This window comes from Actinomadura sp. 6K520 (genome assembly GCF_004349245.1).
GTDB lineage: Bacteria > Actinomycetota > Actinomycetes > Streptosporangiales > Streptosporangiaceae > Spirillospora.
The window spans coordinates 25,099-48,491 of sequence record NZ_SMLC01000043.1 but is presented as its reverse complement, the minus strand read 5'-3'; the positions used below and the strand labels follow the sequence as shown (position 1 = coordinate 48,491).

At 68.2% G+C, this 23,393-nt stretch carries 13 protein-coding genes and 1 pseudogene; 5 read left to right on the top strand and 9 right to left on the bottom strand.

The annotated features are described in order from the left end of the window. Window positions 1-142: 142 nt before the first annotated feature. The 9 genes and pseudogenes from E1289_RS14380 to E1289_RS14345 form a co-directional block, all read right to left on the bottom strand. Window positions 143-1,230: pseudogene (locus tag E1289_RS14380) on the bottom strand (IS110 family transposase). Window positions 1,231-1,425: 195 nt separating this feature from the next. Then, entirely contained in the window at window positions 1,426-1,740 is a 315-nt protein-coding gene (locus E1289_RS40135; RefSeq protein ID WP_279487344.1) for a transposase, read from the bottom strand. Window positions 1,741-1,756: 16 nt separating this feature from the next. Beyond that, complete coding sequence (locus tag E1289_RS40130) at window positions 1,757-2,056, bottom strand: transposase (RefSeq protein ID WP_279487343.1); 300 nt, start codon at window positions 2,054-2,056, stop codon at window positions 1,757-1,759. Between the two features lie 211 nt (window positions 2,057-2,267). Then, a complete protein-coding gene (locus E1289_RS14370) occupies window positions 2,268-3,794 on the bottom strand; it encodes a condensation domain-containing protein (protein WP_131980201.1) in 1,527 nt (508 codons plus the stop codon). A gap of 38 nt (window positions 3,795-3,832) precedes the next feature. Next, window positions 3,833-5,110, bottom strand: a complete 1,278-nt coding sequence (locus E1289_RS14365) for an ATP-grasp domain-containing protein (protein ID WP_131980199.1) — start codon at window positions 5,108-5,110, stop codon at window positions 3,833-3,835. 99 nt (window positions 5,111-5,209) lie between these two features. Beyond that, window positions 5,210-6,442 (bottom strand): MFS transporter, encoded by a 1,233-nt coding sequence (locus E1289_RS14360; protein WP_207928962.1) that lies wholly within the window; start codon window positions 6,440-6,442, stop codon window positions 5,210-5,212. Beyond that, window positions 6,442-7,176, bottom strand: coding sequence for an alpha/beta fold hydrolase (locus tag E1289_RS14355; protein WP_131980197.1), 735 nt, complete (start codon window positions 7,174-7,176; stop codon window positions 6,442-6,444). Before E1289_RS14355 ends, E1289_RS14360 begins: the two co-directional genes overlap by 1 nt. A gap of 42 nt (window positions 7,177-7,218) precedes the next feature. Then, complete coding sequence (locus E1289_RS14350) at window positions 7,219-8,454, bottom strand: cytochrome P450 (protein ID WP_131980195.1); 1,236 nt, start codon at window positions 8,452-8,454, stop codon at window positions 7,219-7,221. Continuing rightward, window positions 8,451-10,226, bottom strand: coding sequence for a non-ribosomal peptide synthetase (locus E1289_RS14345; protein ID WP_131980193.1), 1,776 nt, complete (start codon window positions 10,224-10,226; stop codon window positions 8,451-8,453). The genes E1289_RS14350 and E1289_RS14345 overlap by 4 nt, the downstream gene beginning before the upstream one ends. 364 nt (window positions 10,227-10,590) lie before the next feature. On the opposite strand from E1289_RS14345, the gene E1289_RS14340 reads away from it, so the two are divergent. The 5 genes from E1289_RS14340 (at window position 10,591) to E1289_RS14320 (ending at window position 23,384) form a co-directional block, all read left to right on the top strand. Next, on the top strand, window positions 10,591-12,537 hold the full coding sequence (locus E1289_RS14340) for a non-ribosomal peptide synthetase (RefSeq protein ID WP_347813574.1): 1,947 nt from the start codon (window positions 10,591-10,593) through the stop codon (window positions 12,535-12,537). Continuing rightward, the gene (locus E1289_RS14335) at window positions 12,534-16,394 is read left to right on the top strand and encodes a beta-ketoacyl synthase N-terminal-like domain-containing protein (RefSeq protein WP_131980189.1); all 3,861 of its coding nucleotides are present in this window, start codon (window positions 12,534-12,536) and stop codon (window positions 16,392-16,394) included. Before E1289_RS14340 ends, E1289_RS14335 begins: the two co-directional genes overlap by 4 nt. A gap of 11 nt (window positions 16,395-16,405) precedes the next feature. After that, a complete protein-coding gene (locus E1289_RS14330; RefSeq protein WP_165970467.1) occupies window positions 16,406-20,245 on the top strand; it encodes a non-ribosomal peptide synthetase in 3,840 nt (1,279 codons plus the stop codon). Between the two features lie 91 nt (window positions 20,246-20,336). Beyond that, complete coding sequence (glyA, locus tag E1289_RS14325; protein ID WP_131980185.1) at window positions 20,337-21,695, top strand: serine hydroxymethyltransferase; 1,359 nt, start codon at window positions 20,337-20,339, stop codon at window positions 21,693-21,695. Window positions 21,696-21,719: 24 nt separating this feature from the next. Further along, window positions 21,720-23,384, top strand: coding sequence for a condensation domain-containing protein (locus tag E1289_RS14320; RefSeq protein ID WP_131980183.1), 1,665 nt, complete (start codon window positions 21,720-21,722; stop codon window positions 23,382-23,384). Window positions 23,385-23,393 lie beyond the last annotated feature (9 nt).

The following is a 23,393-nucleotide window of genomic DNA, read 5'->3' as shown; positions in this document are numbered from 1 at the left end:
GCTGAGCGGCTACCAGACGCCGGCTGCGATCCGCCGCAGCGGCACCAAGCGGCTCGAGGCGTGGCTGCGAGGCCGGAAGATCAAGAAGGCCGCGGTCATCGCCCAGGCGGCCGTCGAGGCCGCACAGATGCCCCTATAGATGTCAAGCCGCGGACGTGATGTCTTGTGGTTGTCGGATGGGGTGGATCAAGTTGAAGATCTCGCGCGCGATGTAGCGCTTGAGGCAGCGGATGACCTCGCGTTTGGTCTTGCCTTCGGCGGTGCGTCGTTGCAGGTAGGCGCTGGTGCGGGGGTCGTAGCGCAGGCGGGAGATGACGATGCGGAACAGGGCGGCGTTGGCCTGGCGGTCGCCGCCGCGGTTGAGTCGGCGCCGTTGGGTCTTGCCCGAAGACGCCTCGACCGGGCTGACGCCGCATAGCGCTGCGAACGAGGCTTCGTGGCGGAGCCGCTCGGGGTTGTCGCCGGCTGCGATCAGCAGTGCTGCGGCGCTGTCGGGTCCGACGCCGGGCAGCTCCAGCAGGTCGGGGTTGTGCTGGCTGATCAGTGTCTTGAGTCGTGCAGCTCGTAAGGCTCGGCCTTGAGCCGCAGGATCCGCTCGGCCAGCAGCCGGAGTGTGTAGATGACGGTCTGCTCGACGGCGGTGGCGTTCTCCGGTCCGGCCAGGCCCGCGCAGCGGCGGATCAAGGTGGCCGGGCCCAGCCCCGCCAGCGATTCGCGTAGTTGCGGGTCGGCGCCGACGATCACTGCCTTGAGCTGGTTGATCGCCTTGGTGCGGGCGTTAACCGCCGAGTCGCGAGCGAGCTTGAGCAGCCGCATCGCCTCGACCAGCCCGGTCCCGGTCTTGGCGACTACCGTCGCCCGGCCCGACAGAACAGTGCGGGCGGCGCCCTCGGCATCGAAGATGTCGGTCTTGCCGCGGGTGCGGCGGGCCCGCTTGTCGGGCTGGTTGACGTCGAACACCTCGACGTCCTGGCCCTGCAGCATCCGGCTCGGCCCCGCCCCGTACGAGCCGGTGCACTCCACCCCGGCCCGTCTCACCATGCCGTACCGGCGGGCCCAGCCGAGCATCGCGCGATAGCCCTTAGTGGTGGCGGGGAAGGTGCGGGTGTCCAGAAGCACGCCAAGCGCGCTGACCACGGCGGCGCTGTGGGTGTCGCGATGGGTGTCCACTCCCAGAACGACCTCAAGGCCGCAGGAGGAGGCGGTATCGGGCAGGCTGGAGGGGCTCATTCGGTTTCCGATCGGCTCGATCACGGGGGCTGGATGGCCGACGTCGGACCGGCTCGGGCGGTCAGGACTGTGACGGTGCCTGTCGCGAAGGCCCCTATCGGGACACGCTCTGGCCGGTCCGGCGGCAGCGAGGACCGCCCCAAACCACGGCCGACAGATCGGCGCTCAAGACACCACGGTCAGTCGCAGCACGGGTCAGGCTGCGGCCCGGGACGGCACCCCATGATCTTCACAGTCGCAGCAGGCGATGAGGATGTCGCGGACGCCGCGGTTGCGCAGGTCGGTCATCACCTGCCCCCAGAACCGGGCCCCCTCGGCGGCGGTGGCCGACTCCGGCGGGGTCCGCGCGAGCCAGATCCCCAGCACGTGTTTTTCCCCGTCGGCGTCGATCCCGACCGCGGCGTAGGCGGGCTTGTTGGTGACGACATGGTTGTCGCGCACCTTGACCACCAGGGCGTCCAGGAAGACGACGGCGTAGACGGGGCGGTTTCCATCGGGCGGGTCTGCCAGACCTTGACCTCGTCCATCACCTGGTCGGTGATCCGCGAGACCTGCTCGTGGGAGAGTTCGTGCCGTAGACCTGCCCCAGGTGGTGCAGGATGTCGCGCAAGCTCATGCCGTGCGTGTACAGGCTGATGATCATGTCGTCCAGTCCGCCGGCGACCCGGCCCGCCCGCTTGGGCACCAACACCGGCTCGAACGTGCCCGCCTGGTCGCGGGGCACCGACGGGCGGACCGAACCGACCCCGGTCTGCACCGTCTTGCCCTTGCCCCCGCCCGTTGCGAGAGCTCCCCGAGTTGTTCCCGGACTGGTCGTGCTTGCCATAGCCCAGGTGCGCGGTCAGCTCGCCCTCCAACGCCCGCTCCAGCACTGCCTTGACCAGCTGCCCCAGGATCGAGCCCTCACCGGTCAGCCGCAGCTGCCCCGCCTCGTCCTTCGAACGCTCCAGCAGCACATCCAGCACATCGTCGCCCAGCAGCTGACGGATCGGCACATCCCGGCTCCCGCCCGACACCGGCCCCGGACTGGCCGACACTCAGGGCTCGGCGTTTATGGTGAGTAACTGTTCGTCGGGGTTTTCGACCATTGCGCTGACGGCGGTGCGCATCGCGTGGAGCAATCGCTGGGCGAAGTCCTCTCCGAATCTCTCGGCATCCGCCGTCACCCGGAGGCCCAGCCCTCCGGCCAGCGGATCGTTGAGTGCTTCCACGCTGATCGCCAGGCTGGTGTAGTCCCTCATGTCCTCCTCGGATGCCACGAGACCGGCGGCGAGGAGGTCATCACGAGGGTGGAAATGGACGTAATTGAAGTTCGCGGTGAAGGGTTCGGGGCCCAAGACACGTCTCAGTTCCGAGTGCGGGAAGCGGCGGTGGGGTAGCAGTCCCCTCTCCGCGTCCAGCGCCCGCCGTGCCGCTTCCCTCCAGGTCGTCCCCCGCAGGTCGAGACGCAGCGGTAGCTGGTTCAGGAACAGTCCCAGCGTCGCCTCCGAGCCGGTCATCTCCGGACGTCCGTTTACCACCATGCTGACGACCGGGGTGGTCGTGCCCTCCACGGCTCCGACCGCGGCACAGCACACCGTCAGCAGCAGGCTCTTGACAGGCAGGCCCCACGCGGCGGCATGCTCTGTGAGCGTGCGGGAGTAAGTCTCGGGGAGCGCGAGACCGGCAGTGCACCGGACCGTACGCTTGGGGGCGGTCTCCTGCCGCTCCGACGGCTCCCCCCAAAGGTGGTGGAAGTAGCGGACGGTCTCCTCGTCGGCGAGTGCCGCGCGTTCCAGGCGCACGAACTCGGCATAGGAGATGGGCTGGGGGAACTCCGGCACATCTCCCTCCAGCAGCCCTGCATAGGAGCGGACCAGTTCGTTGAAGAACACCGCCTCGCTCCAGCCGTCCAGGATGGCGTGGTGGAAGGCGTAGGAGAACCTGAACGCGTCCGGTCCGGACGGTACCGCGTGCACCCGGAGCAGTGGCGCGGTCTCCGGGTCGAACGGTTCGGCCAGCCGCCGCATCACCTCCTCGTGCTCGTCGGCATCCGCCAGCTCCAGCGGGATGACCGTCGCGGTCTCCACGAGCTGCATCGGTTCGCTGAAGGAGGCCAGGTCGAACCGGCTGCGTAGGACGGGGTGGCGCCGTGCCATCAGGTCGAGCGCCGCACGCAGCGCCGACGGGTCGAGCGGACGGTTGACCCTGCGGGAGATCACATCGACGTAGGCGCCTCCGGCGCTGAGGAGGCTCTCGTAGATCAGACCGAGCTGGAGCCGGGCCGCCGGCCACGCCCGCTCCACTCCTTCGGGCACCCGGGCCTGGTCCAGCGGGGACAGCAGTTCGACAGACGGCTGCGGATCTCCGGCACGCGCCACGACCTGACGACATCCGCGCAGGGTCGGGTTCTTGAACAGGTCCAGCAGCGTCAAGGGGATGTCGCGCTCGGCCGCGGCACCGACCACGGTGATCGCGAGCAGGGAATCGCCGCCCAGGGAGAAGAAGTCGTCGTCGGGATTGACCTGTTCGACTTTCAGGACCTCTTTCCAGATCTGGGCGAGTATGTCCTCGGAATCGGTCATGGTTCGTTCGTTCTCCCGCACGGGGTCGGTCTGTCCGGTCATAGCTGTCCCAGTTCTCTTCCGTTCACCTCAATTTCTCCAGTGGAGAAGGCGAAGCGATAACGCAGTGTGGACTCGACCTTCTCCACGATCGGAGGCAGGTCCGCGAGGTCGTCCACCGCGCCGAGCACAATGTCGATCTCCTGGGTCTGCACCTCACCGGTAAACCGGTACCCCGCTCGTACATACGGCCGGTACAGCGTGACACCAGGGATCGTTTTGAGTACGTTGACGCCATCGACGCCGAGCAGCGTGCCCGGTCGGCGCGGTGTCGAGTGGAAGATGTGGAAATGAGTCCGGCCCCGGTAGAAAGGAGGGACCTGGACCGGGAGGCCGAGTGCCGCCCGAGCGGCCAGCTCGATCAGGTTGACGCCCATGGCCCGCTCGGCCAGATAATTCATCCCGCCACCGAGCCTGCCGTTGACCTCGATGATCCGCGGCCCATCCGGGGTCAGCTTGATCTCGGTGTGGGTGATGCCGAGAGTGATGCCGAGCGCCGTTACCGCGCGACGGGCCAGGTCCCGAACGCGGTCCTCCTCTTCCTCCGCCAGCGGGGAGGGCCAGAAACGGCCCGTCTCCCGGAATGGCGGGACCATGGGAAGCTTTCCGGTCACGGCCACGTCGTGTACGTGGCCGTCCAGCACCAGGCTTTCCACCGAGACATAATCGCCGAACGGTCCGCAGTCGCGGCCTCGGAGGTATTCCTCAAGCACAAGGGTTCCGCCGGCGAGCAATCCGGGACGTTCGAGCGCCAGGAGTTCGGCGGCACCGCGCCGTCCCTCCTCCGCATCGGTGATCAAGAAGGTGTTGCGGCTGCCTCCCCCCTGCGCGGGTTTGAGGACGGCGGGCAGCCCGGTCTCGGCGACCGCCGCGTCCCAATCCGAGAGGTGCCCGACCCGGTGGCACCGCACTACGTCAACGTTGGCGGCGTTGAGCGCGGCGCGCTGTTGCCACTTGTCAGTGAGGCGTTCGCAGAGGTCCAGGGAGTGAAAGGGAAGGTCGAGTTCCAGGGCGAGCCGGGCGGCGAGAACGATCGTCCGCTCGCTGTAGGTGACCAGGCCGTCGGGTTCGAGCGCTCGCAGCCCCTCGACCGCCCGGTCGATGCGGTCGACGACCACCACCTGGCCGAACTGGGTGAGCAGGGGCCGCATCGTGAGGTTGTGGTCGTTGGGCTCGACGACGAACACGCAGTTCGCCCATTCGGCGAGGCCGACGGCGATGTCGGCCGGACGCGCGGCTCCGTCATCGTAGACGACGAGAATCGTGGGTCTCTTCATGGGATCTTCTCCGTTGGATCGCCGGCTCTGGGCGGATCTGGGGGCGGCTCACAGAGGTCTCCTTCAGGAGGGGGTGCGGCAAACGCCCTGGCCGGCGGCTCACGCCGGTGAGGGCGCGCTCTGCTGGTCCTGTGAGCGTTCGATCCGCATGGAGCGGACATCGGGCAGGGCGATGATGGCGAGGTTAACAATGACCACTAACGCCGCCGACGCCAGCAGCGGTGTCGCCGTACCGGCCAGGGTCGCCATGGGGGCGGCGACCGCCAGACCGAGCGGTCGAGCCGACAGTGAGAGCAACTGGTCGTAGGAGTCGGCTCGGGCAAGCGTGTGGGGCGGGAAGTTCAGTTGCAGCGCGGTCATCCACAGTGTGTTGAGCGCGCCGATTCCGAGCATGGCGATCCCATAGGCGGCGGCGTTGACCCAGGTCGGCGCGGGTGCCACGAAAGTGATCAGCGGTAGTGCCAGCAGTGCGCCGCAGACCGAGGTCGCCACCAGGGGACGCCGTACCGGCAGCCGTGGCGCCACCAGCGCACCGCCGATCATGCCTGCCATTCCGACCTGGTAGATCACCACCCAGGATCCCTCGCCGCCGAGGTCCCGCACCGCGATCAGCGGTCCGAGCGTCATGAGCACGCCGGCGGCCAGGTTGGCGGCCCCGTGTCCGAGGAGGTTGCTCCAGAACCAGGGCCGGCTGCGCACCTCGCTCCAGCCATCGGCCAGGTCCCTGAAGAAGGACGTGTCCTCGGGAGCCTGCTCGCGGGCGGGGGCTCGTATCCCGCCCAGGGCGACGGCGGCGATGACGCAGAGCAGCGCGGTCACCACGAAGGACCAGCCGCCCCCCACCGTGATCACAAAGGTTCCGGCGATGCCCGGACCAGCCACGAACGCGACGCCGCGCACCACGCCCAGATGGCTGTTGGCCCGCAGCCGGGACGCAGCGGGCACCGTGGCGTTCACCAGCGGTGACATGGTGGGGATGCTGAAGGCGATGGCCGCGCCGGTAACGGCGGAAAGCAGCGCCAGGTCGACGACACGCACCGAGCCGAGTATCAGTTCCACACCGATGACAAGTTGGGCAATCCCACGAACCAGGTCCGCGCCCAGCGCGACGCGTTGGGCGGAGAACCGGTCGGCGATCGCTCCTCCGACGGGAAGCAGCAGCAACTGGGGGACCAGTTCGGCCGCCAGCACCAGGCCAAGGTCCGAGGCACTACCGGTGGCCTGGATCACCACCAGGGTCAGGGCGGTCGGGATCAGAGCGGTGGCAAGGAATGAAGACGTGCGGCCGACCAGCAGTCGCCGGAAGCCGGGGCTGGTGAGGATGGTTTCCATCAGATGGCACCGGCGAGATGTTCGAGCAGGCTCGGGGGGGCCGACAGAAACTCGTAATGGCCGCCGTTGAGCACGAGGAACCGGACGTCGTCGCTGTAGTGCTCCCAACCCTTCAGCTCAGCCTCGGTCACCTCCGGATCGTCGCTCCAGTGGACCACACTCAGGCCAAAAGGTGCCTGAACCGGCTCGTGTCTCTTGTAGACGCGGTTGGCGTACAGGTCCTCCCGTAGAACCGCCAGCGTCAGGTCAATCATCAAGGCGTGTATCTTGCCTCCCTGGGAGATCACCAGCTGTTCCAGCTCACCGCGGAGTTGCTCCTCGGTCATGTCGAGAAAGCGATCACGCGGGCAGTCGTGCGGAGCCACCTGCGCCGAAACGAACACCTGGCGCGGTAGTGGTCCGCCGTCCCGGGCCAGCAGCACCGCAGTCTCGAAGGCCGGCAGCGATCCGGCGCAATGTCCGAAGAAGACGAAGGGACGATCGAGGTGGGGGATCAGCGCGTCCGCGACGTCGACCGCAAGACGCTCGTAGGTGCCGTAGTGGGGCTCCCGCATCCGGTTCTCCCGGCCGGGAAGTTGAATGGGGCAGACCTCGACGTCCCCGATCATTCGCGGCCAGCGGTTGAACATGGAGGCGCCGACTCCCGAGTACGGAAAGCAGAAGACACGTGCGACCGCGTCATCGGAAGGCTTGCGGAGCAGCCAACGAGATGTGTCGGCATGGGTTGGCGTCATGAATCATCTTCCTGTGGTCAGGTGCCGCTGGCGGCCCGGGGGTCACTGTCGGTAGGCGCGAACGGGTAGGTGACGCAACCCTGAGATGAAGACCGAACGGAGCCTTTCGGCCGATCCGGCGGCCTCGACCGCGGAGAAGGAGGAGAAGAACTCCTCGAACAACAGTCGGAAGGTCATCCGCGCCAGCCCCGCACCGAGGCAGTAGTGCGGCCCATATCCGAAGGAGACGTGGCGGTTGTCGGCCCGTCCGACATCGAACCGCTGGGCATCGGCGAAGACGTCCTCGTCCCTGTTGGCGGAGCCGACCCAGGCGGTGATCGCCTCACCGGCCCTCACCACCCCCCCGGCGATCTCCACATCGGAGACCGCGTGCCGGAGGAAACTGCTGGCCGGGGACGTCCAGCGCAGTCCCTCCTCGACCAGCGACGGGATCAGCGCACGGTCGGCGGCGACACGGCGGAACCCCTCGGGGTTCTCCATCAGGGCCAGCAGTGTTCCGGACACCGTGTGGGGCGTGGTGGCGTTCGCTCCCAGCAGGATGCTGTAGCAGTTGTAGATGACCTCTTCGTCGGTCAGTGGGGCATCTCCCGCCGTCATGGTCATCAAGTGGCCGATGAGGTCGTCGCTCGGTTCGTCGGGGCGGCGACGTCGCAGGTGCCGAGCGAAGTACTCGAATAGCCGGTGGTGGGCGATCGCCAGGGTCGCCCCTTCACTGCCGACCCGAAACGCACAGTCGTCCGGCGCGGCCGCCATCCCGGTCCACTGGGTCAGATCGTTCCAGTCGTCCTCGGGCAGTCCCATCAAGGCGCCCGCGACGGTCATCGGCAGGCGACGGGAACGCTCGGCGATGTCCCAGACTCCGCCGTCCAGGCCGGGGCGCAGGAACTCCCGCATCGCTCGCCTGATCCTGTCCTCCCAGGCGGCCAGCAACCGGGGAGAAAGCCGGCGGTTCAATGGGCGGCGAAGCTCACCATGGCGCGGCGGGTCTGTGGAGACCAGCATCTGCCCGGCCGACACGTCGTCATGGCCGAGCTGGGTGAGGATGCTGCCACGTTCGGACGTGAACGCCCGATGATCCCCCAGCACGCGGCAGACGTCGTGGTATCGGGTGACCGACCAGAAGGCTCGGCTGTCCACCGTCGTCTGGCGGTACAAGGGAGCTCGCCGACGGAGTAACGCCCACACCGCGTGGGGGTCGCCGGTGGCGTGGAACCCCGGATCGAACAGGTCGATCTCGCCCAGGTCCGGACCGAGGGCGGCGTTTGTTCCTCCGCTCACCGGTCTTCTCCGTCGGCGAACTCCATCGACGCGGCCAGGCCCGCCGGTGTCGGCCTCAGGTAGAAGTCGACCGGGGAGACCTCCACTCCGTACTCTCCGTGCAGGTCGTTGATGATCTGTACTCCGATCAGGGAGTGTCCGCCCAGTTCGAAGAAGTCGTCGTCAGCGCCGACAGGGAAGATCCCCAGGCGGTCGCTCCATAGCGTGGCCACGGCCTTCTCCAGCGGCGTGGTCGGTTCACGGAACTCCACCGACAATTCCGGCCGCGCACCGCTTGGGTCGGCAGCCAACTTGGCACGGTCCCACTTCCCGTTGGCGGTCAGGGGGAGTTCGTCTACCCAGCGGATGAGGGCGGGCACAGCGTACGAGGGCAGGATCTCGCTCAGCTCCGAGCGCACGCGTAGTGGTGGAGGTGGGTCCTGACCCACGCACGTCACGAACGCCACCAGCCGCCGCCCGCCTCCGGGTTCAGCCTGCGCGACCACGGCGGCTTCGGCGATGTCGGGCATCCGCGTCAGCGCCGCCTCGACCTCACCCGGTTCCACCCGGAATCCTCGGATCTTCACCTGCTGATCCACCCGACCATGGAACTCCAGCACGCCGTCAGGACGGCGTCGCACAAGGTCGCCAGTCCGGTACATCGTCTGTCCGGGGCTGTCGCCGAAGGGATCTGGGACGAAACGCGCCGCGGTGAGCCGCGCGTCTCCCAGGTAGCCGTGAGCCAGGCCCTCTCCGGCGGCGTATAGTTCGCCCACTTCGCCGTCGGGAACCGGTTCCAGCCGCTCATCCAGCACACGAACGGTCGTCCCGCGAATGGGACGGCCGATGGGCACGATCGCGTCAACGGACTCGGTGATGCGGTGGCAGCAGGTGAAGGTGGTGTTCTCGGTCGGACCATATCCGTTGATCAGCACGGTGTTGGGTAACCGCTCCAGCGCGCGCCTGACATGGGACGCCGACAGCACGTCCCCTCCCGCCAGGAGGTGGCGCACCCCCCTCAGGTCGTCGGTTCCGGCATCGACCACCTGCTGGAAGAGACCGGCGGTGAGCCACAGCGCCGTCACGCCCTGCTCTCTGACGTAGCGCGTCAGTTCCCTCGCGGACAGGTCTTGCGGCGGCGCCAGGACCAGACAGCCCCCATTGAGGAGGGGACCCCAGATCTCCAGCGTGGAGGCGTCGAAGGCGACGGGAGCGAAGTGCAGAAACAGGTCGTCGGGACCGATGGCCAGGAAGTCGGAGTCGATGACGAGCCTTGACACCGCGCGGTGCGGCACGCACACACCCTTCGGCTTGCCCGTCGACCCGGAGGTGTAGGCGAGGTAGGCGATGTGCTCGGCGGACACCTCGACCTCGTGGGGCGGGAGATCGGGCCACTCTCCCTCAAGGGAGTCAACCCTGATGCCAGTGGGTGCGGACGGCGGTCTGTCGGAATGGGCGAGCAGGAGCCGGACTCCCGCGTCCCGCATTATCTCCGCCTGACGCGCCTCGGGATGACGTCGTTCCAGCGCGAGGTAGGCCGCTCCGGCCTTCACTACCGCGAGCAGAGCGACGACGGTCGAAAGCCGGCGGACCGGGTCCACGGCCACCACGTCACCCGGTCCAACACCGAGATCCTGGATATGGCGGGCGAGCTGATCACTGCGTTTCGCCAGTTCCGCATAGGTGAGTTCGCCCCCTTCTCCCCGGACCGCCGTCCGGTGGGGGCGCTCCCGGGCCCGGCGAGTGAACTTCTCCCCCAGTGGAAATGCAGACGCTCTCACCGCGTCAATCATTAAAGCCTCCCGACCTTGGCTTTCATACGCCGCGACTCCACGCCGCAACTCAGGGTGTACGCACCAAGACGCAGGATTCAATAGTGAGTGCCGATCGCGCCAGGCTGTCGCACAGTTACTCTGACCTGCTAAAACTAACTCCCGCTCCCTCTCAAGTGACCATGATCACCTTACCAGGCTGGTCAGAAGAGGGTCAATCCCTATTCTGTCTACCCTTTGCTCAGATAACTTGGCCAACCGCTATCCAGGAGGGTTTGATCATCTATCACGAATAGACACCTCTGTCAAGAGACAGATTTTCGTTTTTAGGGGCTTGACTGACAGAAACTCAAATGCCATACCATCTCATGGCAGTATCAAAGCGATGAGAGTTGCCGACGCGGCTGTCGGCGCCCTCTTCTCAATCCGTCACCGGTCGCAAGGCAACGCGTTATCAGCACGAAGGTCCGCCTCAGGGAGACAGTCCATGTTCGGGGATTCGTTGGCGAGTACGTTCCGGCAGAGAACTCCGCATATGTCCTCGGCACACCTCTTTCGGGAGGTGGCCCTCGCGGTAGCGCATCGTCCCGCGGTCCGACACCTCGCGACGCTGCTCACCTACGAGGAGTTGGCGGAGGCAGCCGGTGGCGTGGCGGCGTGGCTACGTTCCCGCGGGGTCGAACGAGGCGGGATCGTGGCCACTCTCCTGGACCGCTCGCCCTGGTGCGCGGCCGCTTCGCTCGGCGCCTGGGCGGCCGGGGCCGCCTACGTCCACCTCGACCCCGCCGACCCCGATGAGCGCATCGCCTCGCTGTTGGCCAACCTGCGTCCTGACGCTGTGCTGACCGACCTCCGCAATTGGCAACGGCTCTCGATGGATCGCTCCAGCTCGCTCCTGCTGGACCAGGCGCGCCCCGCCGCCCGCTACACGGTCACGCCGCGAGCGGACCTGGACGACCTCGCCTATCTCGTGCACACCTCCGGTTCCACCGGCGTTCCGAAGATCGTCGAGGTCCAACACCGAGCCCTGCTCAATCAGCGCGACGCCTTCTGGCGCTTCGTTGAGCCGCTCACCGCCGACAGTTTCGGCCTCGCGACGACGTTCGCCGCCGACCTCAGCTTGCACTCAGTCTGCGGTGCGCTGTTGAGCGGAGCCCGCCTGGACATCTACGACACCCACGTGGTACTGGACGCCGTGGCACTGGCCGCGGAACTGCGTGAATACCCCGTCGACCACCTCAACTACACCCCCTCTCTGGTAGAGGCCCTGGCCGCCCAGCACGACTTGGTCGAACTTCTGCCGGATCAGATGTTGTTCGTGGGAGGAGAGCCGTTTCCGCCTCGACTGGTGACAGCGTTGCTTCGGGCGGCACCCGATTTGGCGGTATTCAATGCCTACGGCCCCTCGGAAGCCACCATCGAGATGATGATGCATCGCGTGACGCCTGGGGACGCGTCCCGTTCACGGGTTCCGGTGGGCACACCCCTCGACGGGACCGAAGCCCGCCTCCTCGACTCGGAGAGGAAGCCCGTGCCTCCGGGGACCGCTGGCGAATTACATATCGGAGGCCTTTGTCTGGCCAAGGGCTACCGAGGAAACCCCAAGGCGACGGCCGACAGGTTCTGGGTCGCAGCCGACGGAACACGCCTGTACGCCACCGGGGACCTGATGGTCCGCGACGAGAACGGCTCCCACGAGTTTCTGAGAAGGGTCGACCGGCAGCTGAAGATTAGAGGACACCGGGTCGAGCCGAACGAGGTCGAGACCCATCTCCTCGCTCTCCCCCGAGTTCGACAGGCCCTGGTGACGGGCGAGCGAACCGGCGACGACGCCGGACTTGACCTCGTCGGCTACTTCGTCGCCGACCCTCCGGTCGAGGCGGGCGATGTCCGGCGAGCACTGAGCCTGACCCTGCCCCCGTCCATGGTCCCCGGTCGTCTTCACGCAGTCGCGGCCATCCCCACCACGACCAACGGCAAGGCGGACCTCGCAGCGCTGCGCACCATGGTGGCCGATCGCGCCGGTCCCGCGACGGTGACCGATCCACCGCGTTCGGAGAACGAGGTCATGGTGGCCAACGTCTGGCGTTCGGTCCTCGGTGACCAGGAGTTGAGCAGGTCGGCCCGGTTCATGGAGATCGGCGGCGACTCCCTGAAGGCCCTGCGGGTGTTCGCGCTGCTCCGTCGCCACCACCCCCAGTTGACCATCGGCACACTGTTCGAGCACCCGACCATCGCCGAACTCGCCACTGCCCTGGAACGATCACAGGCTGCGTCTCGGGAAGAGCACACGACAGACGGGGACGTCGCCGCGAAGGTGGTGCAACTGTGACCCGGGACAGCTCATCCCGGGACGATGACGCGGCGGCAGTGATCGGCCTGGCCTTCGAGTTCCCCCGCTGCCGCGACTGGGACTCCCTCGTCGCGTTACTCAGAACTGGGGAGACGGTCACCGGCCCCATGCCCCCCTCCCGCGCCGAACTGGTCGGAGCCACCCCCTCCGAAAAGAACCAGGAAGGCGGTTGGATGGAGGACGTCGCCGGGTTCGACCATCGGCACTTCGGTCTGGCGCGCGCCGACGCCGAACTCATGGACCCACGGCAACGAAGGTCGCTGCAACTGGCCGTGCATGCCGTTGAGAACGCCGGATACGCGCCTGGCGAACTGCGCGGCCGTACCGCTGCGGTGCTGGTGGCGGGCCATGGCGGTCCCGAACCCTCGCTGTACCATCTGCTCGACGAGCGGGACCGCCGGCATGGCGCGGCGATCACCGGCAGCGTCCCGGCCTTCGCTGCCGGACGCGTCTCGTACCTGCTCGATCTGCGAGGCAGCGCACTTGTCATCGACACGGCGTGTTCGTCGTTTCTGGCCGCCCTGCACGAGGCTCGGCAGAAACTGGTGCGCGGGGAAGCCGACCTCGCCCTGGTCGGCGGCTACGAGATGGTGCTGGGACCACCACCCCCTCGAGCGACCGCCGCCGACGGTCTGGGGGTGCTGTCCCCGCAAGGACGCTGCCGCCCCTTTGACGAGTCGGCCGATGGCGCGACCTTCGGGGAGGGCGGCGGCTTCGTCCTCCTGAAACGACACCGCGACGCGCTACGCGATCGTGACGTGGTGCATGCCGTGATCCGGGGCAGCGCCGTCAACCAGGACGCCGCCCGCTCCAACGGGCTTACCGCGCCGAGCCCGGCGGCCCAGGCGGACGTGATCCGCCTAGCCCTGGCCGACGCCGGGGTCGAGCCCCGTGACATCGGATACGTCGAGGCGCACGGCACCGGAACGAAGATCGGTGACCCGATCGAGGTGGAGGGGCTGACGGCCGCGTTCGGGCGTGCGCCCGGCACCCGTCCGATCCCGATTTCCTCCGTCAAGGGCAACCTCGGCCACCTGAACGGGATGGCGGGCTTCGCGGGCCTGGTTCGGGTGGTCGCCCAGTTCCGCGAGGAGGAGATCTTCCCGACGTCCGGCTTCCGGCGCGCCGGTTCGCTGCTCGGCCTGGAGGGCACGGGGCTGCGGATCGCCGACCGCGCCGAGCCGTGGCCGCCCGACCGCGTCCCGCGCAGGGCGGGCATCAGCGCCTTCGGCCTGAGCGGGACCAACGTCCACATGATCGTGGAAGAGGGGCGGAGCGTCCCGGCGGCGCCGGCCCCGGGAGGCCCGCGACTATGCGCGCTGTCGGCCCCTGGGCGCCAGGAGTTACTCGTCCTGGCGAACCGCCTGCGCGCCCAGATCGCCGCCGACCCGGCGGCCTTCCCCCTCGACGCCGCGGCGGCGACGCAGGCGATGGGGCGTGACCATGCCCCCTGTCGGACGGCGTGGGTGGTCGAGGATGCCGCCGGACTGAGCGCCGCGCTCGACGAATTCGTCCGCACCGGTGGCGCGAAGGCGGTGACGGCGGTCGAGGGTACCCGGTCGGTCGTCCTTGGCATGGGCGATCTCGCGGACCACGGCGCCTGCTCGCTTGATCTGCTCCGCGATCGCGCCCGCGCGCATCCCGCCTTTGCCGAGATCGTGCGGGCCGCCGCCGCCGTGGTCGCGGCCGAGCAATGGACGGGAGCCCAACGGCACGCCATCCGTCTCATCGGCGAGCACGCGGTGCTCACCCGCTTCGGCATCGTCCCCGACCTCGTGCTCGCGCACGGAACGGGGAAGGCCGCCGCGGCCGTGGTACACGGGACGGAGGACTTGGCCGCGGCGCTCACACGGTGTGACGCGGCCGCGGCCACGACCGCACCTGACCTCGACGCGCTGGAGGCCGCGCTCGCAGAGCTCGACGCGGCTCCCGTCGTCCTCGATCTGGCCCCCGGAAGCGCCCTGTCCGGCCTCCTCGGGACGCGTCCCGGCACCGACTCGCTCCAGGACGCACTGCGTCTGGCCTACCTCCGCGGCATCGACATCGACTGGAGAGCCGGTCTTGGCCACCTGGATCACGGCCGTCTCGAATTACCCGTCACGCCGTTCGCCGAAGAACGCTGCTGGCCGAGCCTGCCCGCGTCCGATCCGATCCATCGGACGGCCGGACCGCCCCCTGACGACGCGGCCGCCGAACCGGCGATGGCCGCCGAACTGGTCCTGGAGATGGCTTGTGAGGTCCTGAAGGAACCCGGACTGACCCTCGCCGACGACTTCTTCGACGTGGGCGGCGACTCCCTGAACGGTGTTCAGCTTGTCACCCGCGTCAACGAGCGTTTCGGCACCGGTTTCGAGGTGCTCGACCTCTTCGACTTCGCGACGCTGCACGACCTGGCGGAAGCCGTCGAGTCGACCGCGCCCGCGGTGCCCGCCACGGCCGCGAGCGAGTGTGCGGAGGACGGCGAGGGCAGCACATCGCCAGGAGACGGCGACCAGGATCCGCTGTCTGGGCAGCAGTCCGCCATCTGGGCCGCCTTGCAGTTCATGCCGGGCTCCAGTGCCTACAACGTGTCTACCGCGCTGAAGTTCGACACGGAGATCGACCGGGACGACGTCACCCGCCGCCTGGCGAGGGTGGCACGCCGCCATCCCATGATGCGGGCACGGCTGCGAGAGGGGCCTGACGGGCCGCGCCAAACGGTCGGCCCGCCCGAGACCGCCGACCCCGAGCTGACCCTCGTCGAGTTCGACCTGACCCGCTCGGCCGAGCCTGAGGCGGCGCTTCTGGACGGGCTGCGGGAACTGGTGGACAAACCACTGCGCGCGTATGGCGCCCCGCCCGCGCGCTACGAACTGGTCCACGTGCGCACGGTCGACTCGTCCTTCCATGTTCTGGTGCTGACCTTCCACCATCTCTTCTTCGACGGCCACTCCTGGGACGTGTTGCTGGCCGACCTGTGTGCCGAGGAACCACCGCCGCCGCCGGAACGCACGTTCCTAGACTTCGTTCGCGACCAGCGACGGATGCTGTCCGGAGAGCGCGGTGCGCGGCTCACCGAGTTCTGGGCCGAGCTGCTCGCGGACGTGCCGCTGACGCACCTGCCCGTCGACGGACCAGGGGAGCCCAGCCGACCGCCCGGGGAGGGCGCCAGCCTGCCACTGGACCTCTCCACGGACCTGACCAGGCGCCTGCGGGGTCTGGCCCGCGGTGAACGCGTCACCGTGAACATGCTGCTTCTCGCGGTGTGGACGGCGCTGCTCTGGAAGATCGGCGGCGACCGCGACGTGTGCGTGGCGACACCGGTGGAGAACCGCGGCGCGCAGGACCAGGACATCATCGGCTGCTATGCCAACACCGTCGCGGTCCGGGTGCTGCTCAATCCGTCCGCGCCCTTCGCCGACCTGCTGGAATGCGTGCGCACGGCACAGGCGGAGGCGCTACAGCACGGCGATCTGCCCGGAGACCGGATCATCCGCCTCGCCCGGCCGACAGCGGCGGAACCGGTCGCCACGACGAACTTCGGCTTCCAGCGCACCCCCTTCCTCTCTGGCCGGCTGGGCGCATCGGGATCCGCCTTCGAGCTCCTGGACGTGGACCCGTCCGCTCCGACGTTCGCGCTCAACATGTCGGTCCTGGGGTTCGACGACCGGCTGACCGCGGTCCTGAAGTACTCCACCGAGCTGTTCCGCCCGGCGACGGCTCGCGGATGGCTGGCGGACTACCGGCTCCTGCTCACCCGGCTGGCGGAACTCGGCACCGGCTCCATGCTGTACGAGCTCTTCGAGCCCGAAGCACCGGCCGCACGTGTCCCTTCCGTTCCCGACTTCGATTTCTGAAAGGCGTGGATGTGGCAACTGCCGAGGACGTCGACGGCCGCGCGAACACCTCCGCGGGGCTGGCGACCCGCGACTTCTGGCTCCAGCGTGCGGCTCGCATCGCCGCTGGCGCCGCGGCGACCGCAGAAGTCCTCGGCGCGGCGGAGGCGGCGGGCTCCGGTCGGTACCGGGCCGCCACCCGCACGCTCACTCCAGAGACCGCGACCGCCCTCGACCGGGTGACGGCGGGGAACGCGACGTTGTGCTGGACGGCCGCGACGGCGGCGACCGCGCTGGTACTGCGCAGGCTCGGGGCCGACGACGCCGTCGTGATCACCTCCGGCGCTCCGTTGCACGCGGGGCTGCCGGTACTGCTGGAGCTCACCCCGGGCGCGACGTTTCGCCAATGGCTGGGCACAGTGCGCCACGCCGTTGTGGAGGTCCTGGCACACGCCGGCGCCGACGACGCCCTGCTGGCGCGGTGCTTCTGCGAAACACCACCGATCGTCGTGGACGCCTGCCCTTCGGGGACGAGGTCGACCGGCTCCCTGCTGGACGTCGCGGTCGCCGAGGGCCAGGTCAGTGTGGGCTCGGCAGTTCTGGGCCCCGACGTCGTGGAGATGTTCGCCTCGGCGGCCGCGACCGTCCTGGAACAGGGTCTGGCAGCCCCGGACCGGTCCCTGGCCGACATCGGCATCCTCGACGAGGAGATGAGGCGAAGGGTCCTGGTCTCGTTCAACGAGACCTCCGAGCTGGACGCCTCCGTGCCCTTCCGCGACTTGGTCCTCGCGCGGGCCTCCGAACGTCCCGAGGCCGTCGCGGTCCGTGACGAGGTGGAAACCTTCGACTACGCGCAGTTGTGCGCGCGAGCGACGGCGATCGCGCTCCGGCTGCGCGAGGCGGGGCTCGCCAAGGAGGAACTGGTCGCCGTCGCCCTTCCGCGCGACGCGTGGTTCCTCGTGGTCGCCGTTGGTGTGCTGTTCGCCAACGGCGCCTACGTCCCCATCGACCCGGCGATGCCGGCCAAGCGCCGCGAGCAGCTCATGCGCGGAGCACGGATAGTGATCGGCGACCCGGGGCTGGCGGAAACGGAACCACTGGACACCATCTGGATCCACCCCGGCGAACTACGGGACCTGCCAGCCCCCCAGAGCGGTGCCGTCGACCGCCTCGGGGACGCTCCGGACTCCGGCGATCTGGCCTACGTGATGTTCACTTCGGGGTCCACGGGAGTGCCGAAGGGCGCCTCGGTGGAGCACCGGTCCTTTCTCAACCTGCTGGCCACGCGCGTGCGCGACTACGGGTTGCGGGCCGGCACCCGGGTGCCGCAGACTGCCCCGCTCACGTTCGACCTGTCGATCTGGCAGCTGTTCGCGGGTCTCACCTGCGGTGCGACGGTCTGGGTCGTTTCCGACGAGACGGTGCGCGATCCGGCCGAACTCGCCGCGCTGGCCATCGAACAGCGATTCTCCTGCATGGCGCTGGTCCCGACGTTCATCGCGGTACTACTGGACCAGCTGGAGGCCGATGAGCGGCAGGCGCGGGAGCTGCGTGCGGCGCTGAACATCATGATCTCGACGGGTGAGATCCTCACCGGCCAGCTCGCCCGGCGCTGGCACGCGGTCATGCCCGGGGTGGAGCTGCTCAACGCCTACGGCCCGGCCGAAGTCGCCGACGACAGCACCGGCGGCCCCGTCGGACGCGAGGCCGGACCGCTCACGACGATCGGCCGCGTCCTGCCCAACGTCCGGGTCTACGTGCTGGATCGCGACCTCCAGCCGGTCCCGCCGGAGGTCGTCGGCGAGATCTACATCGGCGGTGTCAGCGTGGGGCGCGGCTACCACGGCGAGCCCGCCCTGACGGCGGCGGCCTTCCTGCCCGATCCGTTCGATGACGTGCCGGGACGGCGCATGTACCGGACCAGGGACCGGGGCCGCTGGCGGCCGGACGGCGGCGTCGAGCTGCTGGGCCGCGCCGACAACCAGGTGAAGATCCGCGGGCGGCGGGTGGAGCTCGGGGAGGTCGAGCATGTCCTGGAGCAGCACGACGACGTCTCCCGGGCCGTCCTCGAACTCATCCGGGACGACGGAGTGGAGCGGCTGACGGCCTTCGTGACCGCCGCGACCGGCGACTCCGGGGTTCTGGGGAGGTTCGCGGAAGAGCGGCTGCCGGACTATATGGTGCCGAGCAAGATCATCTTCTTGGACACGCTGCCCCGCAACAACAACGGCAAGATCGACCGTAAGGCGTTGCGCGCACTGGAATCCGCCGCCAGGAAGGCGTCCGGCGACCGCCACCCGCCCCGGACGCCCGGTGAACGGATTCTGTGCCAGATCTGGGCCGAGCACCTCAAGCTGGACCGGGTCGGAGTGCACGACGACTTCTTCGCCCTGGGAGGAGACTCGATCCTCGGCATCCGCATCGTCCAGCAGGCCGCGCGTCAGGGCCTGCACCTGAGGCCACGCCACGTTCTCCGGCATCGCACGGTCGCCGCGCTCGCCGCCGTGGCCGAGCGGGAGAAGAGCGAGTGGGGCGGGGAGCGGCTCGCCCCCGAGCCCGCTCCCGGCGAGACCGTCCCGCTCACCCCCGCCCAGCGGGCGTTCTTCGAACGGCGCACGCCGCGGCCCGACCACTGGAATCACGCGGTGCTGTACTCGCTGCGGCGGGAGACGAAACTGGCGCTAATCACCACCGTCGTGGACCTGCTCGCCCGGCGCCACACCATGCTCCGCGCTCGAATCACACCAGCGCGGGACGGCCAGACCATCGCCGACACCGTGCCACCCGTCAGCGAGTTCGACCTGCGCGGCCTCGCCCCGGAGCAGGTTTCAGCGGCCGTCCACGAGCGAGCGACCGAACTGCACACCTCACTCGACCTCACCTCTGGCCCCGTCTGCCGCGTCGGGGTTTTTCGCCTTCCTGGAGACCGGCCGGACGCATTGGTCGTCGTGTGCCACCACCTCGTCATCGACCTGTACTCGTGGAGCATCATCACCCAGGAACTGGTGGCGCTGTTGCGCGACGGTGACGACCGGACGCTGCCCTCCACCGGCACCTCCTACCGGCAGTGGGCGATCGGCCTGGCCCGGCACGTCGCGGACCATCCCGAGAAGTTGGAGCTGGGGTACTGGGACGGCTGGGACACACTGCGGACCGTACCGGTGACCGAACTGTCGACGCCGGGCGTCGAAGGCCGCACCCTGGAGATCACCACACGTTTTGCCCCAGAGTGGACCAGGCGGTTCGTCACCTCCGGAACGGCCACCGGGACCACCGTGTACGAGCGACTGCTGACCGGGCTGGGCCCCGCCTTCCAAGAGTGGCTGGGCGTACCGGGTGGAACGCTGCCGCTTCAACTCGGCGGCCACGGCCGGGAAGAGATCTTCGACATCGCCGTCCTGGACCGCACGGTCGGCTACTTCAACACGGCGTACCCGTTCGCGCTTCCTCTTCCCGGGCGGACGGGGCACCGGGAGTACCTCGCCGAGGTCGCGGCCGAGTTCCGACGCGTCCCCCGGTGGGGACTCGACTACGAGGCCGGCCGTTACCTGCATCCCGACCCCGGAGTTCGCACGGCCCTGGCCGCCATTCCCCGCCCGCAGGTCCTGTTCAACTTCTGGGGTGAGCCCGCCTACCTGGCCGTTGAGCAGGACGATGGCACAAGTCTCCTCGGCGAGGCCCGCGTCAAAGGCGCCGGACAGAGCCAGCCCGCCAACACGCCCCGGCCGTTCCCGATCGAGATCTACGGAAGCCTTGCCGACGGCCATTTGACCATGCTGTGGCGCTTCAGCGGCGAGGCGTTCCCCGCCGACCGTGCGCGCGAGCTCACCGATACGCACTTCCGGTTGCTGCACGCCGATCCGATCCCGTGACCCGGCACCCAGAGAGACGGAATGACCATGACCGACACCGTTGTTGTCCGCCCCCTTCCGCTCCACGGCTGAGCCACAGAAACGAGCACCCATGGCCGAGTCACCTCTTGCCGCCTACGCCGACCTCGGGCTGAGACGCCTGCGGATCAGCGACCCTGATCTCTATCGCCTGCTCGAAGACGAACACCGACGACAGTCACGGACGCTCGCGATGATCGCCGCGTCCAGCGTGGCCGACCCGGCCGTCCACGCCTGTGCGGGAACCCCGCTGGGGAACGTCACCACCGAGGGATATCCGGGCGCCCGTTTCCACGCGGGCTGCGAGGTCGTGGATGAGGTCGAACGACTCGCCGTCCAGCGGGCCCGAGACCTGTTCGGAGCGCGCTACGCCAACGTCCAGCCGCATTCCGGCAGCACCGCCAACCAGGCGGTCATGTTCGGCCTCCTCCGGCCCGGAGACGTCATTCTCGGTATGGAGCTCAGCTCGGGCGGGCACCTCACGCACGGTTCGCGAGCGTCTGTCTCCAGCCATCACTTCACGGCGGTGGGCTACGGCGTCGACGACGCCGGCTTCCTCGACTATGACGAGGTCGCACGGCTCGCCAGGGAGCACCGGCCGCGTCTGATCGTCTGCGGGGCGAGCGCCTATCCCCGCCTGATCGACTTCTCGCGGTTCCGTACCCTGGCCGACGAGGTCGGGGCGGTCCTGCTCGCCGACATCTCCCATGTTTCGGGACTGGTCGCCGCCGGCCTGCACCCCAGCCCGGTGGACGTGGCCCACGTCACCACGACCAGCACCTACAAACAGCTCTACGGGCCGCGTGGTGGTCTCATTCTCATGGGCAGGGACGCCGACACGGTGTTCTCCGACACTGGCCGGACAATGGCCGAGACCCTCCAGACCGCGGTTTTTCCACGGCTCCAGGGGACTCCTCACTTGGAGGCCGTCGCCGCCAAGGGCCACGCGTTCGCCCTGGCCGCGAAACCGGCCTTCAGGGCGCTGGCCGAGCGCATCGTCGAGGGTGCCCGCGCCCTGGCCCAGGAGTTCGCCGTGCTCGGCCATCGAGTGATCACGGGCGGCACGGACACCCACATGGTGCTCATCGATCTCCGAGAGATCGGCATCACCGGCTCGGTCGCCGAGGAGGCCCTGGAGACCTGTCGGATCATCGTGAACAAGAACAAGATTCCCAATGATCCACGTGGTCCTCGAGTCACTAGCGGACTGCGATTCGGAAGCAACACGATGGCGGCGCGGGGCATGGACTCGCAAGCCATCAGGAAAAGCGCCCGCCTGGTCGACCAGGTGCTCCGCAGCATCGAAACGGCCGATCCCACCCGGTGGCGACTGCCCGAGAGCGTTCGCGACGACGTGCGCGCCGAGATCGCAGCACTCTGTGCGCGTCACCCACTCCCCTACCAGCTTGCCGACGAACTCATCCCTTCGTAATTCCGTTCATTGAGGACTGCTTCCGTGTCAGACGAGACCGATAACGCCGCTGCGACCAAAGCGAAGCCGACCATCGAAATCGTACTCGACATGGTGAGGACGGTACTGAAGGAGCCGGGCGTCGCCGCCGACGACCATTTCCTCGCCCGTGGGGGCGACTCGCTTAAGGGCGCCCAGCTCGTACACCGGTTCAACGAATGCTTCAACATTGAAATGGACCTTGCCGACCTGTTCGATCAGCTGAATATCGCCGCGCTTGCCGACCGGGTCGACCAAGCGATCACGAACGTGCCGGTGCGGGCGGGCGCCCGGGCCAGGCCCGACGTCCATGCCGCCGAAGAGGGCCCGCTGTCCGGGCAGCAGTCCGCCATCTGGGCCGCGGAGCAGCTGGAGCCGGGATCCGGCGCCTACAACGTTCCGGGAGTCTTCCTGTTCGACCGGGTCATCGATGCCGGACCGCTGCGGGAGCGACTGGATTCCCTGGTCCGCAGGCATCCCATGCTCCGGTGTGTGCTGCGGGAGGCCTCTGATGGAACCAGGCAGGTTGTGCGCCCAGCCGAAACGGCGACAGTGGACATCGAACGGCTGGAACTCGACCTGGCTACCAAGACTTCCAGCGAGGGGCGCCCCACCCTGATCGCCGCACTGACGGATCTGGTCGGGCAGCCGTTGTCGCCGTACAAGAGCACGATGAGAGCTCAACTCGTGCTGGTCCGGTTCGCCGACCGTGAACAGCACGCGCTGGCGCTCACCGTCCACCACCTGTTCTGCGACGGCTGGTCCTGGCAGCTTCTGCTCGCCGAACTGAGCGGTCGGCGGCAACCCGCCTCGTCTCGCCACTATCTCGACTTCGTCCGCGATCAGCGACAGCTGCTGTCCGGCGAACGAGGACGAACGCTGAGCCGGTTCTGGTCGGAATACCTCGAAAAAAGGCCCATGATGGCGCTGCCATCGGCCATCGGTGCGGGCGACGTCTCGGCGCCCCAGCGGGGATCAGCCCTTACCTTTCACCTCGAACCCGAAGTGGTGCGCGGTCTCCTGGCGTTCGCGCGGCGTGAGCGCGCGACCACGAACATGGTGCTGCTGGCCGCGTGGATGGTCCTGCTGTGGAAGATCAGCGGCGTTCGCGACCAGTGTGTGGCGATTGCGGTCAACGGCCGCAAACCGCAGGACGAGGATGTGGTCGGCTGCTTCGTCAACACGATTGCCGTCCGCACCCCGCTGCGGCCGCACGAGTCGTTCTCCGCTTGCCTGACAGATGTGCGCCAGGCTCAACTGGCCGCCCTCGCGCACGCGGATCTGCCGACCGACCAGCTCGTCCGGCTCGCAAACCCGGGCTCGACAACGATGCTGGCTCCGACGAACTTCAGCTTCCAGGCCGGCGTCGAACCGTTCACCTCCTTTGGAGGTGTCCCTGCGTACGAAAACGAGTTCTTGGTGGACATCGACCCGGCCGAGCCCACTTTCCCTCTCAGTGTCTCGGTCATGGAATACGCAGCCGAGATGATAGCACTGGTCAAATACTCCACCGAATTGTTCCGGCCAGAGACCGTCACCGGCTGGTTCCATGAATTCCTTACCCTGCTGGAGCACATCGCCCGGGATGGCGGGCACAGCAACCTGATCGAACTGTTCGGCGACGAGGCCGCTCCGACCGGTGCGGTAGCGCTGCCCGACTTCACGTTCTAACCGGAGCGC

What these genes read in the sequence shown, in the direction of transcription:
- E1289_RS40130 (WP_279487343.1), bottom strand. Translation starts at nt 2,056, where the DNA reads ATGGCAAGCACGACCAGTCCGGGAACAACTCGGGGAGCTCTCGCAACG.
- E1289_RS14355 (WP_131980197.1), bottom strand. Translation starts at nt 7,176, where the DNA reads ATGACGCCAACCCATGCCGACACATCTCGTTGGCTGCTCCGCAAGCCT.
- E1289_RS14370 (WP_131980201.1), bottom strand. Translation starts at nt 3,794, where the DNA reads ATGACCGATTCCGAGGACATACTCGCCCAGATCTGGAAAGAGGTCCTG.
- E1289_RS14360 (WP_207928962.1), bottom strand. Translation starts at nt 6,442, where the DNA reads ATGGAAACCATCCTCACCAGCCCCGGCTTCCGGCGACTGCTGGTCGGC.
- E1289_RS14340 (WP_347813574.1), top strand. Translation starts at nt 10,591, where the DNA reads ATGAGAGTTGCCGACGCGGCTGTCGGCGCCCTCTTCTCAATCCGTCAC.
- E1289_RS14345 (WP_131980193.1), bottom strand. Translation starts at nt 10,226, where the DNA reads ATGATTGACGCGGTGAGAGCGTCTGCATTTCCACTGGGGGAGAAGTTC.
- glyA (WP_131980185.1), top strand. Translation starts at nt 20,337, where the DNA reads ATGGCCGAGTCACCTCTTGCCGCCTACGCCGACCTCGGGCTGAGACGC.
- E1289_RS14365 (WP_131980199.1), bottom strand. Translation starts at nt 5,110, where the DNA reads ATGAAGAGACCCACGATTCTCGTCGTCTACGATGACGGAGCCGCGCGT.